This window comes from Novosphingobium sp. NBM11, from assembly GCF_015390225.1.
Taxonomy (GTDB): domain Bacteria; phylum Pseudomonadota; class Alphaproteobacteria; order Sphingomonadales; family Sphingomonadaceae; genus Novosphingobium.
In genome coordinates this window covers 652,429-665,968 of the sequence record NZ_VUOG01000003.1, presented here as the reverse complement: position 1 = coordinate 665,968, position 13,540 = coordinate 652,429, and the positions used below count along the sequence as shown (strand labels likewise).

Sequence of the window (13,540 nt, the reverse complement as noted above, 5' to 3'; positions counted from 1 at the left end):
ACGACCTTATCGCGCCTTGTAGGCGATTGGCAGACGCTTCAGCCCGCTGACGAAATTGGAAGCGACCCAGGCCGGATCACCAGCGAGTTCGATCGCATCGACGCGCGCCAGCAATTCCTCGAAGAAGATGCGGATTTCCATCTTGGCAAGATGCTGGCCGAGGCAGAGGTGCGGACCATAGCCGAACCCGAGGTGACGATTCGGCGGGCGCGAGAGGTCGAAACGGAACGGGTCGGGAAAGGCTTCGGCATCGCGATTGGCCGAGGGATAGCACATCATCAGATGCTCGCCCGCCCTGATCGTCTTTCCGCGCAGCTCATAATCCTCGACCGCGGTGCGGAAGAAGTGCTTCACCGGTGTTACCCAGCGCACCATCTCATCGACCCCGCCCGCGGCAAGGATCGCGGGATCGGCGCGCAGCCGCTCCATCTCCGGCGGGTTCTGCAGCAGCGCGAGCAGCCCGCCCGCGATCGTCGAACTGGTCGTATCGTGCCCGGCGGTTGCGATGATGATGTAGTAGGACATCAGTTCGAGCGTGCCGATTGGCTGCCCGTCGACCGTCGCGGTCGCAAGCAGCGTAGCGATATCGTCGGACGGATCGCGGCGCCGCGCCTCGGTCAGCTCGGCGAAATAGTCGCTGAAACCCTTGATCGTCGCCGCCAGATCGGGCTTGGGGCCTTTGCGGATGTCAGGATCGTCGGGGCCGAAGATATCGCGCGTCAGGACGAGCATCCGCGCCTCGTCCTCGGCCGGCACGCCCAGGATTCGCATGATGACACGGAGCGGATACCAGACCGCGACATCGTCGACGAATTCGCAGGTTCCGCCACGCTCCAGCATCTGGCCGACGAACTGCCGCGCCAGGGCACGCAGATCCTCTTCGAGCGCCTTCAGCCGCGCCGGCATGAACCACGCCTGCGTCAGCTTGCGGTGCACCATGTGATCGCGGCCGTCCATATGGACGATGTCGCGCAGCATCAGCGCGCTGCCGCCGGTCAGCTTGCGCACCTGTTGCTCGACCGAGACCGGCCGCAACATCATCCGCGGTGCGTTCAGGAATTGCGCGGCGTTCCGCTCCACGTCCTGAATATCCGCGAACCGGGTGACGCTCCAGAACGGTCGATAGTCCGAAGGCTCGGTCCAGTGGACCGGGTCCTCGTCTCGTAGCCGGGCGAAGAGACGGTCATAGGCATCGGGATCGGCATAGGTCGCGGGTGCGACGATCGCGTCGTCGTCGATAGGCGGCGCGATCATCACCATCAGAAATTGAACCCCACGCGCACGCCATAGGTCGCGGGCGGCGCGGCGCGCGCGTTGCGGACGATCCCGCTGATCGGCAGGCCGCTGTCGAAGTATTTCTCGTTGGTGATGTTCGCGGCGTACAGGGAAACCAGCCAGCGGTCATCGGGCGCTGTATAGGTCAGGCTGGCGTCGACGAGTTGCATGCTGCGCGCCGTCGCCCCGCCCGTGCCCGTCAGATTCTCGGCGTCGAAATAGGGGTCTGACTCAAATTCCGTGCAATCCAGGTCACGCTGGCGCCATAACTCTGGCTTTGAGAAGGTCGATTTTGGCGCGCCCGTACATCTGGCGCTTGATGGCCTTGAGGCGGTTGACTTTGCCCTCGACTTGACCGCTGGACCACGGCGTCGAGATCGCGGCGGCAACGGCGTCCTTGTCGGCTTCGACGCCGGCAGCGAACCCAGCAAGCTTGGTCTCGGCCGCCATGGCGATCCAAGGATCGAGCCGGGCCTTGTCCTTTGAGCGCATCATGGCGTGGAAGCAATCGAGAGCCTCGCGTGCGCTGATTAGCGCTGGCACGGCCTTTTCGATCACCGCGTTTATCAGGGCGGTCTGCGCTGATCCGGTGTCGCGCTCGGTGGTCATGCTGCGCGCGATGGTCCGTGCACTCAGCCCCGCACCGCCGGTGTGGCCAAGTTTTTCGTCGCGACGACGACGGGTCGCCCATTCGCTGACTACGCGCAGCGAACCGCCAAAACCGGAAGCCTTCAGCCGCCGCCACAGTTCAGCCCCAATCCGGCAGCCTGCATTCCACTCCGCCTCGAGGGTCAGCGACCAGACATCGAGCGAACTCTGGCGCGTGCGGAAGGTGTCGTGACGCTGGCCGCGCAGGACCTTGCGGATGGTCTTGCGCGACACGCCGGTCGTGCGTGCCATGACCCTGATCGGCACGCCTTGCCCGGCCAGATCGATAATCTGGCGGTTGAGGGCCTCGCGCAATTGGTAGCCATCCCACTGGATGCGCTCGGCACGGGTCAGGGTCGCCGGATCGACCGGCCCCGTCGGCGCCAGCGCGCGCCGCAAACATGGCATTTCCGAACGCACTGCCGCCAGAAATGCTGCCGAGGCGTTCTCGAACAGGTGCCAGCGGTCGGCCACCTGCTGTGCCTGCGGCGCCGCCTCGCTTGCGGCCGCACCATAACCCGGACCACGGTCGCGACAGATGATTTCGACTTGCGGGTTCTGGCGCAGCCAGGCGATGACCGTGTCGCGCTGACGATCGGGAAGCAGGTCGATCACCTCGCGTCGTTCGAGATCGACCACGATGCTCCCGTAGCTGTGGCCGCGGCGCCAAGCGAAGTCGTCGATGCCAACCACCCGCGCAGGTGGCGGCGGCACGGAGGCAGGATCGCTGCGTCTCAGAACTCGAAGCATCGTGTCGCGCGACCAAGGCGCCGACAGACGCGCCATCATGCGCGAGCCCGGCCTACCACCCAGCGCGACCGCCACCGCGCGCACTAGCGCGTCGCAACGACCCACCCTGCGGCCATATCGCCGGCCAACCGGCGGCGCCAGCGGCTCGCTGAACGTGCGCCTTGGACAAAGGTGTTGATTTCTGCTGAGAGTTGACCCGGGAGGGGCGTAAATTTCCACTGAGAAGTGGCTCTGACTCACTTTTGCTGCTGGTATGATAGGCTTTGGCTGTTCCATTGAGAGGATCTGCCATGCCCGGTCGATTTCAGCGCGCGAACTTGGTCCCCGAAGGTTTCGTGGTCGTTTCGGTTGATAGCGTCGGTGAGAATTTCCATATTCTGTTACGGTCGCGTTGCTCTGTAGGGACATGTCCCGACTGTGGCCGACGAAGTCGGCGCGTACAAAGTCGATATGTGCGCAGACCATCGGACCTTCCGCTTAGCGGTCGGCGGGTTATTCTCTTGATCGAGGCACGTCGTTTCTGGTGTGACGTGGTAGTTTGTGGCCGACGCATCTTTTGCGAGCAATTCAATAAAAGCGTTCTTACCCGGTACGCTCGGCGAACTCAGCGGCTCGAAACGATCGTTCATCAGCTTGGACTGGCGCTTGGTGGCAGGCCTGGAGCAGCTTTTGCCCAACGGCTGATGATGCCTGTGAGCAAAGACACTCTGTTGCGGGTCGTACGGCGACGTGTCGGTGCACGGTGCGATGAGCTCAATGTCATTGGCATTGACGACTTCGCCTTTCGGCGTGGTCAAACTTACGGCACGATTGTTTGCGATTTGGAACGGCGCAAACCTGTTACCTTGCTGCCAGATCGCGCCTTGGAAACGTCCCGCGCCTGGCTTGCAAGGCATCCCTCGATATCGGTTGTCGCCCGTGATCGCGGTGGCGGCTACGGTGAAGCCATCGCCAAAGGTCTACCTGATGCTGAACAGGTCGCGGACAGATGGCATCTTATGGAGAACTCGAGCCGGGCATTCCTTGATGCCGTGAACAAATCCATGCGTCAGATTAGGCATGCGGTCGGCAACAATGTCGTGGATCCCAAGCTTCTCACCTGTGCCGAGAAGCTGCAGTATGAAGGCTACCTGCGCCGGCAGGAGACGAATGAAGCAATCCAACAACTCTCACAGAATGGGACCTCCATCCGGCAAATCGTTCGACAAACGGGGTACAGCCGCAAGCTCGTACGCGACGTGCTGCGCGGTCAGCGTCTGGATGTATTCCGCACTCGGCCTAGCTCCCTTGATGCCTGGCTGCCATGGATGAATGATAGGTGGGAGGCTGGTGCTCGCAATGCCTCGGCGCTCTGGCGTGAAATGCGCAACGAAGGCTTTGTCGGGCAACGTGGTATCGTATCGCAATGGGCGCAACGTCGGCGCCTTGCCGAGAAGGCCAATCAAAGCGGCCTCGCTCGCACACCATCGGCACGGGTGCTTGCGCGGCTGATGACATCTGCGCGCGACGGACTTGCCAGATCCGAAGCGATCCTTGTGGCCGTGATCGAAGATCATGTCCCTGATCTGGTCGCAGCGCGTCAAGCGATCAGCGAGTTCCAATCGATGATCCGTTCAAAATCAGCGGCTAAGCTCAGTGACTGGCTCGACAGCGCAAGAGGCGGCCTCGTGAGCTCTTTTGTCAACGGCGTTGAACGAGACTTGGCAGCGGTCCGAAATGCAATGGTATCACAATGGTCGAACGGACAGACAGAAGGGCAGATTACCCGCCTAAAGCTGATCAAACGTCAAATGTATGGCCGCGCAAAGCTCGATCTGCTTGAAGCTCGCCTCGTCGGCGCAAACTGAGCACCTCCAGCAGCAAAAGTGAGTCAGAGCCACTTCTCAATGAAAATCCCGGGTCACTTCTCGGCTCTGACTCACTTTTGCTGCTGGTATGATAGGCTTTGGCTGTTCCATTGAGAGGATCTGCCATGCCCGGTCGATTTCAGCGCGCGAACTTGGTCCCCGAAGGTTTCGTGGTCGTTTCGGTTGATAGCGTCGGTGAGAATTTCCATATTCTGTTACGGTCGCGTTGCTCTGTAGGGACATGTCCCGACTGTGGCCGACGAAGTCGGCGCGTACAAAGTCGATATGTGCGCAGACCATCGGACCTTCCGCTTAGCGGTCGGCGGGTTATTCTCTTGATCGAGGCACGTCGTTTCTGGTGTGACGTGGTAGTTTGTGGCCGACGCATCTTTTGCGAGCAATTCAATAAAAGCGTTCTTACCCGGTACGCTCGGCGAACTCAGCGGCTCGAAACGATCGTTCATCAGCTTGGACTGGCGCTTGGTGGCAGGCCTGGAGCAGCTTTTGCCCAACGGCTGATGATGCCTGTGAGCAAAGACACTCTGTTGCGGGTCGTACGGCGACGTGTCGGTGCACGGTGCGATGAGCTCAATGTCATTGGCATTGACGACTTCGCCTTTCGGCGTGGTCAAACTTACGGCACGATTGTTTGCGATTTGGAACGGCGCAAACCTGTTACCTTGCTGCCAGATCGCGCCTTGGAAACGTCCCGCGCCTGGCTTGCAAGGCATCCCTCGATATCGGTTGTCGCCCGTGATCGCGGTGGCGGCTACGGTGAAGCCATCGCCAAAGGTCTACCTGATGCTGAACAGGTCGCGGACAGATGGCATCTTATGGAGAACTCGAGCCGGGCATTCCTTGATGCCGTGAACAAATCCATGCGTCAGATTAGGCATGCGGTCGGCAACAATGTCGTGGATCCCAAGCTTCTCACCTGTGCCGAGAAGCTGCTGCGGATTCCGAGGTCATGCCGGCCACCATTCCGATTTGATCCCGGCCGGCATTCCGACCTGATCCCGGCCGGCATTCCGATTAATTCCCGGCCACCTGCCGGGGGATGAGAAGCCTGATCGTTGGGCCATCCTTGCGGCTGCGTGTGAGCCGGGAGGACTGGATGCCGACGAGGAGGCCGAAGATGCGCGATGTGCGCGAAGTATTGAGATTGCACCGGGAAGGCTGTGTCCCGATGCGCGAGGTGGCCCGTATGATGGGCATTGCACGCTCGACGGTGCGAGACATGGTGGTCCGCTTCGAGCGCTCGGGGCTTTCCTGGCCGGTTCCGGCCGAGATCAGCGACGCGGAACTGGAAGCCCGGCTTTATGGGCCTGCCGGGGTAAAGCCGGGCAGACGCAAGCAATCCGAGCCCGACTGGTCGGTGGTGGCACGCGAGCTGAAGCGCAAGCACGTGACGCTGCAGGTCCTGTGGGAAGAATACATCGCCGCTCATCCCGACGGTTATCGGTACAGTCGCTGGTGCGAGCTGTTCCGCAACTGGGAAGGCCGGTTGTCGCTGGTGATGCGCCAGAGCCATGCCGGCGGCGAGAAGCTGTTCGTCGACTACGCGGGCGACACTGTCCCGGTCGTGATCAACCGCCGGACCGGCGAGATCCGCGCCGCGCATCTGTTCGTGGCGGTGCTGGGCGGCTCGAGCCTGTCGTTCGCGTGCGCGACCTGGACGGAGCAGTTTGCTGACTGGGCCGAGGCCCACAACGCCGCGTTCGCGTTCTTCGGCGGCGTGCCGCGGTTGCTGGTGCCCGACAATGCCAAGGTCGCGGTGATCAAGGCCTGCAACTTCGATCCAATGGTCAACCGCAGCTACACCGACCTCGCCCGCCATTACGGTACGGCGGTGCTCCCGACACGAAGCCGGAAGCCGAGAGACAAGGCGAAAGTGGAGGCTTGCGTCGGCATCGTCGAAAGATGGGTGCTGGGCCGGCTGCGCAACCGGATCTTCTACAGTCTGGCCGAGGTCAATGCGGGCATTGCCGAGTGCCTTGCCGATCTCAACGACCGGCGCGTGCTACGCCAGTTCCAGAAGACCCGGCGCGAACTGTTCGATGAGGTTGACGCGCCCAACCTCAAACCGCTGCCTGCCGAGCCCTGGGTCCATGCCCAGTGGAAGCGCTGCCGGGTCGGGCTCGACTACCATATCGCGCTCGAGCAGCATCACTACTCGGTGCCGCATCGCTTCGCCCGCCGTGAGGTAGAAGCCCGCTTTACCGCACGCACTGTCGAGATCTTCCTGGGCGGCGAGCGCATTGCCGTTCACATGCGTGGCAGCGGAAATGGCCGGCACACGACTGTGCCCGAGCATATGCCCTCGAGCCACCGGCGCTATCTGGAATGGACGCCCGCGAAGATCCGCGACGAGGCGGCCCGGATCGGGCCGATGCTGTCGCTGTTGGTCGAGCGCATCATCAACGATCGGCCGCATCCCGAACAGGGATACCGCTCGTGCCTTGGCATCATCGGCTTGGCCAAGCGCTTCGGCGCCGATCGGCTTGAAGCCGCCGCGGTCCGCGCTCTGGAGATCCAGGCGCGCAATTATCCTTCCGTCAAATCGATCCTCGAAAAGGGGCTCGACAAGGTGCCCGTGTCCAAAGCCCCGGAGCGCGAGCCGATCCTGCACGACAACATCCGGGGCTCCCAATACTACCATTGAGAGGAACAATGATGCTCAGACACCCAACCCTTGATCAATTGAACCAGCTCGGCCTGACCGGCATGGCGCACGCCTTCGCCGACCTCGACAACAACGGCGATGCCGCCAGCCTGAACCACGCCGAATGGCTGGCGTTGCTGCTCGATCACGAGGCTACCTGGCGTAACGACCGGCGCCTCGCGCTGCGCCTGCGACACGCCAAGCTACGGCACCACGCTGTTCCCGAGGACGTCGATTACCGCGCTGCGCGCGGGCTCGACCGCCGGTTGTTCGAAATGCTGCTCAAGGGCAACTGGATCGCCGCCCACGAGAACTGCGCGATTATCGGGCCAGCAGGCGTCGGCAAAAGTTGGCTTGCCTGTGCAATCGGCCACCAGGCTTGCCGGGACAATCGCTCGGTGCTCTACACCCGCCTACCGCGCCTGATCGATGACTTGTCGCTGGCCAAGGGTGACGGCCGCATCGCGGCCCGAATGAAGAGCCTGGCGCGCGTCGACCTGCTCATCCTTGACGACTGGGGGCTTGAGCCGCTCGACGGCAATGCCCGTCATCACCTGCTCGAAATCCTCGAAGACCGTTACGGCCGTCGATCAACGTTGGTGACCAGCCAGCTCCCAGTAGCCAGCTGGTTCAATCTGATCGGCGACCCGACCTACGCCGATGCCATCCTCGATCGCCTCGTTCACAACGCCCATCGCCTAGAACTCTCCGGCGAATCCATGCGCCGAAATCTCCACGCTCAAGCCGCTTGACCCACTCAAAACCTGCATGCCAATAATTACCCACGATCTGGCTTCACCCGGCCGGCATCATATCGGAACAGTGACCGGGATCAGATCGGAATGGGCGGCCGGGATCGTCGGAATCAGCAGCTGCAGTATGAAGGCTACCTGCGCCGGCAGGAGACGAATGAAGCAATCCAACAACTCTCACAGAATGGGACCTCCATCCGGCAAATCGTTCGACAAACGGGGTACAGCCGCAAGCTCGTACGCGACGTGCTGCGCGGTCAGCGTCTGGATGTATTCCGCACTCGGCCTAGCTCCCTTGATGCCTGGCTGCCATGGATGAATGATAGGTGGGAGGCTGGTGCTCGCAATGCCTCGGCGCTCTGGCGTGAAATGCGCAACGAAGGCTTTGTCGGGCAACGTGGTATCGTATCGCAATGGGCGCAACGTCGGCGCCTTGCCGAGAAGGCCAATCAAAGCGGCCTCGCTCGCACACCATCGGCACGGGTGCTTGCGCGGCTGATGACATCTGCGCGCGACGGACTTGCCAGATCCGAAGCGATCCTTGTGGCCGTGATCGAAGATCATGTCCCTGATCTGGTCGCAGCGCGTCAAGCGATCAGCGAGTTCCAATCGATGATCCGTTCAAAATCAGCGGCTAAGCTCAGTGACTGGCTCGACAGCGCAAGAGGCGGCCTCGTGAGCTCTTTTGTCAACGGCGTTGAACGAGACTTGGCAGCGGTCCGAAATGCAATGGTATCACAATGGTCGAACGGACAGACAGAAGGGCAGATTACCCGCCTAAAGCTGATCAAACGTCAAATGTATGGCCGCGCAAAGCTCGATCTGCTTGAAGCTCGCCTCGTCGGCGCAAACTGAGCACCTCCAGCAGCAAAAGTGAGTCAGAGCCACTTCTCGATGAAAATCCCGGGTCAACTCTCAGCAGAAATCAACATCATGGCCAACCGTGCGGTCATCTCCAATGGCCTCGCCACCATGTCGGTCGCGAACGAGTGGATGCCGACGATCCGCGCGACGGTGTTCGGGATCATGCTCTTCATGATTCCGATCGCGCTGCTGTTCATCCTGACGCCGATCAATCTGCGCGTCGCGAGCTTCGCGCTCGGCATGTTCGTCTTCGTGGCACTCTGGGGCGTGATCGACGCGGGCATCTACCAACTGACCCTAGGACGCGCGACCGCCACGCTGGCTGAACTCCGCTCAAACGCGCTGGCGGCCAACGCCTGGTTGCTCGCACCCTCCGCCGCCATGAAGGCGCTCGCGATCTTCGGCAGCTTCCGCACGGCGGCGGCAGGCCTCGCCGGCGCCTTCGTGTTCACCGTGTTCCGCTTCAGCGGCAATGTGTTCACGTCCCTTACCTCTGGTTCGCTTGGGATCGCTAGCCAGGCTACGGCGGCTGCGGCTCCGATGGGCACCGTCGAAGGGCGGTCCTCCGGGCTCGAGGCGCAGGCGTCTGCGATGGGCACCCGCTCCCGCGCGGCGGCAGCGTCGAGCTTCGGAGATTTCGGGGAGCGTTCGAACTTCAACGCCAACCGCACCTATGGCGAGGCCGGCCACATCCTCGGTGAGCGCCCGGGAACACCGGGCGGGACCGCCTTCGCGCTAGGCGGGATCGAGGGCTCACGCCAACTAGGTAGCCTCGCCCCTGCGCTGGGAGGCCGCGATCTGGCCGATCCGGCAGTCGCGCGCGCCGTTCAGGCCAACGCGGCCACGACGGCCATCCATCAGTTTGCCGAGAAGGATGCACTCAGAGGTCTGGGTACTGGTTATTTCGGCCAGGGCGAAGCTGGCGAAAAGGCGTTCGCCGCTTTCAGCCAAAACCTCGTCCAGTGGCGCGCCTTTGGCGATGGCCGAGCCTATGACATGATGCTGCAGGGGGCGACGCGGCACTTTGAGCGGGCCGGATATTCACCGGCCGATGCTCAGCTGAAGGCCTCGGGCGTAATCGGTGAGGCCCAGGCCGACCCGACTTTCGCCAAGTTGATCGCCAACACCTACGATCAGGAGCAATTGCTGCGCAACGACCTCACCTCCGCGCAGGTCCAGGTCGGCGCAATGGAGGGGCGCCGCGACTATGCCGGCGACAATGTCACCAGCGTCGAGCGCGCCAATGTCGCGACCGAGCAAGGCTGGCGCAGCGGCAGTAACCAGGGCCAGCGCGAAGCGGCGTCAATGCTCGGGCTTTCGGTCGATGAGACCGGGCGCCGGGTCGGGTTCATCAACGCACTCTCGGGTGAGGCGCGCAGCACCGCCGTCAGCCAGCTTGCTCGCGCCACCGGCAGGAACGAAGCCCAGGTGGTGGCAGCCGTTGAACGCTACAGCGCCGCCACGCAGCTCGGGACGGCAGATGGCGCGACCGCAGAAGCCGGCCGCGAAGGCACGAGCATCTATGGCCGCACCCGCGAGGCTGCCGGCTATGACTTCGCCGAGCGGTCGGGCAAACTCGACGCACAGCGTGAGGTTGGCACTGCAAGTACGCGCAGCGCGGCGCGGATCGGCGAGCAGCGCCGGCAGTCCGAGAATTTCGGGTTTGCCGAGGGCGCGGCGGCGGCCGGTGTCTCGACGCGTGACGCTGCGCGGCTCGACAGCTTCATCCAGGCACTCAGCCGAACGGCCGGAAACCAGGTCGATATGGCGGAAGGCGGCGCAGCAGGTATCGCTGATCGCGCGCGCAACGAGCGTCTGACCTCGATTGTCGACCGGGAGCGTCTCACCCGCATGCAGGGTTTGCTCGCGGAACATGGCATCAAGCTCTCGAAGCGTCAGCTCGCCATGGATCAGAATGGCGATCTGGGTCTCAACCTCACTCCTGCGACTGCGGCCGCCATGTGGAAGGCCGGCCTCATCAACGAGAGCCAGCTTGGCGCGATAGCCAATGGCGGCCATGCCCGCTTCAGCTTTGCGCACAATGACCTGCTGGTCTCCAGCGGAACGGATTTCAGCCGATCGGCGCGCAGCGACACCAGCACCCGGTTCGAGGCCGGCAAGCAGGCTGGTCCCGACACAATCGAGCATTTCATGGGCGGCGGTGCCGACGGCCAGGCCATGCTTGCGAATTGGCTGCGCGGCGGGTTCGAAATGGACCGAAAGGGTGATTGGCGCCTCAAACCGCAAGTTGCTGATACGCTCCAGCGTGACGTCCAAGCAATCATGGCCCAGACGGGATGGCAAAGGACGCTTTCGCGCTCCGCCCAGGATCAAACGACAATGGGCACGACTATTGACGTCGGGGTGGGACGCTCGGTGGAGATTTCTGATGGCAACGGACCAAGCGGAGGCGCTCCTGTGTCGGGGGGAAGAAGGCAAAATTCGAGCTCCGAATGGCAACGAAAGGGCCGGACAGGAGCCGGTCAGGCTTCGGCCGGTATCGGCTTCAACAGCCAGGATATGGGCAGCACTACAGAACATGCGCAATCGACAATGGATATCGTCAATTACGAAGTCCGGGAGTCCATTGCCGTTGCAGAGCGAGCAGCAGCTCGATCGGAGAATCCCGCGGCGGCATTCTCCCGCACGCTCTCTGACCGCATTCTCGGGCCCGAGGGCATGCGCAATCGTTATCTGCAGGACGCGGACGACGGACGCGCCACCTTCGACGCCACCGGTCCACTCACTTCACTGGAGCAGAATTCTGTGCTGTCGAAAGGGAGCTTCTCGACGGACATCAAGGGAAGTCCCGGTGACGGCGATAGCAGCTTCAAAAAGCGCTAATGATGCTTCCTGCGATTGGGGTCGATGTACCCCGGATTGTTCGGGTTCATCGGGTTGCCGATCCACAGGGAGCCAGAGCGTGGGTCCATAGGGTTCGACTGCGCGCGCCACCTTTCCATCGTCCGCGCTAGGTCACGTCTGCTGTGCTCAGCAAAGGAAGTCTCTGCTTCTTCATCAGAGAGTGGCAGACCGTCGGCTCGCCCGACGAAGCCATCAAGGCGTTCGCGAACGTATCCGACGCCGAGCACCATGAGCGCGGTCATCGGAAAGAAGAGAATATTCAGATACCCGGCAATCCCGCCACGGTAGAAAGAAGCTAATAGATCTATCTGGGTCGATACCGCCATGCCCGCCCACCAGACAGGAATGGTTGCCCACCAGAGCTTTGCGTACCACGGCTTCCAAAGCCAAGCAGACAGCTGCGAATTTGGTCCGCGGCCTCCCTGTTCCTGGTGATCGATGGCTTCGTCCATCGGGACTTCCTTTCAAACTGCTGATAGCACAACCGGCACCAATCGTCGTCGAAAAATCGGCATTCCACCTTGTCTTTTTTGTCCGCATCCCTATTGTCGAGACAGAAAGGACGCAGATGGCCAGCAATGCTTCCCTCGCCCGAACGGGTCGCCGATCGTCGGCTCATCCGATCATGTCGGCAACCGATACGCTCCGTCGAAAGGCCTTGGAGAAACTTACCCTGGCCATTGCCAAGGCTGTGGAGTCAGCAAGCGACGATACGCTGGCCGATATCGTGGGTTCGCACGACTTAAGACACGCGCTGGTGGTCGCCCCGCGAGACATAGCGCCGGAATCGCCTGCCGATCTTGAGGCTCTCAAGGCTGCGCGCGAAAGGACCGGCCACTTTCGGGAGGAGATGGCAGAGCGTGCCGGCGGCATGTTCGACCGCACTCATGTGGCAGAGATGCTCGGCGTCTCGGCCGCAGCGATCGACAAGCAACGTCAGCGCAAACGGATACTCGGCGTCCCTTATGGGACGGAAATCCGCTACCCCGCTGCCCAATTTGCCAATGGTGAAGTGCTGCCCGGCCTCAAGGCGGTGCTGGAGGGCTTTGCGGACATGAACCCTTGGGAGCAGTTGATGATGCTTACCACGCCGCTCGAAGGGTTCGGATCGCATCCCGAGACTGTCTTTCAGAAGCTCACCAAACGGCCTGAGCCCGGCGTCCTGAAGCGCCTCGCAAGTCTGACCGCAAGCTGGGCGGCCTGATCGTCAGTGGCATCCGTTCGGTTAAGCCGCATTGATGCAGGCGTTCGCCTTCATCGCATTCACCGCCCAAAGCATAGTGCCCTGTTCTTCGGGCCAGTCGGCGATGCACCGCATTTTCGGTACGACGCGCCAGATGGCAGCTTCAAAGTCCTCTATGTTGCGCGAACCCTTGAAACGGCATTCGGCGAAACGATCGTGCGAACGCCAGAAACCCTCTACGTGCTTTCCTCCATCGTCGAAACTCGAGTGCGAAGTGAGCTGGTAACGACCAGGGCACTCAAGCTCTATCCTCTGTTCGATGCCCGTGTCTCCGCGCATGGGCTGTCCTTCACCGATCTACACGGCGCCGATTATCTGCGAACCTGGGCACTCAGCGCGGAAATCCACTCGACAACTGGCGCGGACGGGATCCTCTATACATCCAGGTTCGACAATCGGCGCTGCTTCGCCCTCTTCGATAGAGCCTCAGACGGGATTGCGGAGACAACCATCACGGGCGTGGCGATCAGCGCGGCACATGCGACCGTCCTTGCCCATCACTTTGGAAAGCAATTTGTCGAGCCTTGAACCATTGCGCTCAGGGCACGCCTGAGGCTCCAATTAGCGGGCGCTGACCAGCGCACGATCGCCACGGCTCAAAGCTGGGGCGACGCGCTCGCGCCCGGACGCGCGC

At 62.1% G+C, this 13,540-nt stretch carries 10 protein-coding genes and 2 pseudogenes; 8 read left to right on the top strand and 4 right to left on the bottom strand.

The window, feature by feature from the left end; genetic code table 11:
- Positions 1 to 6: 6 nt before the first annotated feature.
- The 3 genes from F1640_RS23175 to F1640_RS23165 all read right to left on the bottom strand — a co-directional run bounded on the left by F1640_RS23175 (position 7) and on the right by F1640_RS23165 (position 2,949).
- Positions 7 to 1,254 (bottom strand): cytochrome P450, encoded by a 1,248-nt coding sequence (locus F1640_RS23175; RefSeq protein ID WP_124808932.1) that lies wholly within the window; start codon positions 1,252 to 1,254, stop codon positions 7 to 9.
- 5 nt (positions 1,255 to 1,259) lie between these two features.
- Entirely contained in the window at positions 1,260 to 1,445 is a 186-nt protein-coding gene (locus F1640_RS23170) for a TonB-dependent receptor (RefSeq protein WP_194921946.1), read from the bottom strand.
- An 82-nt stretch (positions 1,446 to 1,527) separates the two neighbouring features.
- Positions 1,528 to 2,949 carry an ISL3 family transposase gene (locus F1640_RS23165; protein ID WP_255530690.1) on the bottom strand — a complete coding sequence of 474 codons (1,422 nt, stop codon included), beginning with the start codon at positions 2,947 to 2,949 and terminating at the stop codon, positions 1,528 to 1,530.
- A 14-nt stretch (positions 2,950 to 2,963) separates the two neighbouring features.
- On the opposite strand from F1640_RS23165, the gene F1640_RS23160 reads away from it, so the two are divergent.
- From F1640_RS23160 to F1640_RS23135, 6 genes and pseudogenes are all read left to right on the top strand, one after another.
- Positions 2,964 to 4,520: an ISL3 family transposase gene (locus tag F1640_RS23160; protein WP_194917215.1), complete on the top strand. Its 1,557-nt coding sequence runs from the start codon at positions 2,964 to 2,966 to the stop codon at positions 4,518 to 4,520.
- 125 nt (positions 4,521 to 4,645) lie between these two features.
- Positions 4,646 to 5,470: pseudogene (locus F1640_RS23155) on the top strand (ISL3 family transposase); the annotation flags it as partial.
- 185 nt (positions 5,471 to 5,655) lie between these two features.
- The gene (gene istA / locus F1640_RS23150; RefSeq protein ID WP_194917528.1) at positions 5,656 to 7,182 is read left to right on the top strand and encodes an IS21 family transposase; all 1,527 of its coding nucleotides are present in this window, start codon (positions 5,656 to 5,658) and stop codon (positions 7,180 to 7,182) included.
- A gap of 11 nt (positions 7,183 to 7,193) precedes the next feature.
- Positions 7,194 to 7,934 carry an IS21-like element helper ATPase IstB gene (istB, locus tag F1640_RS23145; RefSeq protein WP_194921074.1) on the top strand — a complete coding sequence of 247 codons (741 nt, stop codon included), beginning with the start codon at positions 7,194 to 7,196 and terminating at the stop codon, positions 7,932 to 7,934.
- A gap of 90 nt (positions 7,935 to 8,024) precedes the next feature.
- Positions 8,025 to 8,789 carry a transposase gene (locus F1640_RS23140; protein ID WP_206694934.1) on the top strand — a complete coding sequence of 255 codons (765 nt, stop codon included), beginning with the start codon at positions 8,025 to 8,027 and terminating at the stop codon, positions 8,787 to 8,789.
- Between the two features lie 75 nt (positions 8,790 to 8,864).
- Positions 8,865 to 11,642: pseudogene (locus tag F1640_RS23135) on the top strand (conjugal transfer protein TraG N-terminal domain-containing protein); the annotation flags it as partial.
- Here the strand turns inward: F1640_RS23135 and F1640_RS23130 are convergent.
- Positions 11,639 to 12,115: a hypothetical protein gene (locus tag F1640_RS23130; RefSeq protein ID WP_124811092.1), complete on the bottom strand. Its 477-nt coding sequence runs from the start codon at positions 12,113 to 12,115 to the stop codon at positions 11,639 to 11,641. The pseudogene F1640_RS23135 and the gene F1640_RS23130 overlap by 4 nt on opposite strands.
- 116 nt (positions 12,116 to 12,231) lie before the next feature.
- Between F1640_RS23130 and F1640_RS23125 the strand changes: the two genes are divergently transcribed.
- Together F1640_RS23125 and F1640_RS23120 are read left to right on the top strand one after the other, a co-directional pair.
- Positions 12,232 to 12,867, top strand: coding sequence for a hypothetical protein (locus F1640_RS23125; RefSeq protein ID WP_124811093.1), 636 nt, complete (start codon positions 12,232 to 12,234; stop codon positions 12,865 to 12,867).
- A gap of 6 nt (positions 12,868 to 12,873) precedes the next feature.
- The gene (locus F1640_RS23120) at positions 12,874 to 13,434 is read left to right on the top strand and encodes an RES family NAD+ phosphorylase (RefSeq protein ID WP_124811094.1); all 561 of its coding nucleotides are present in this window, start codon (positions 12,874 to 12,876) and stop codon (positions 13,432 to 13,434) included.
- Positions 13,435 to 13,540: the final 106 nt, after the last annotated feature.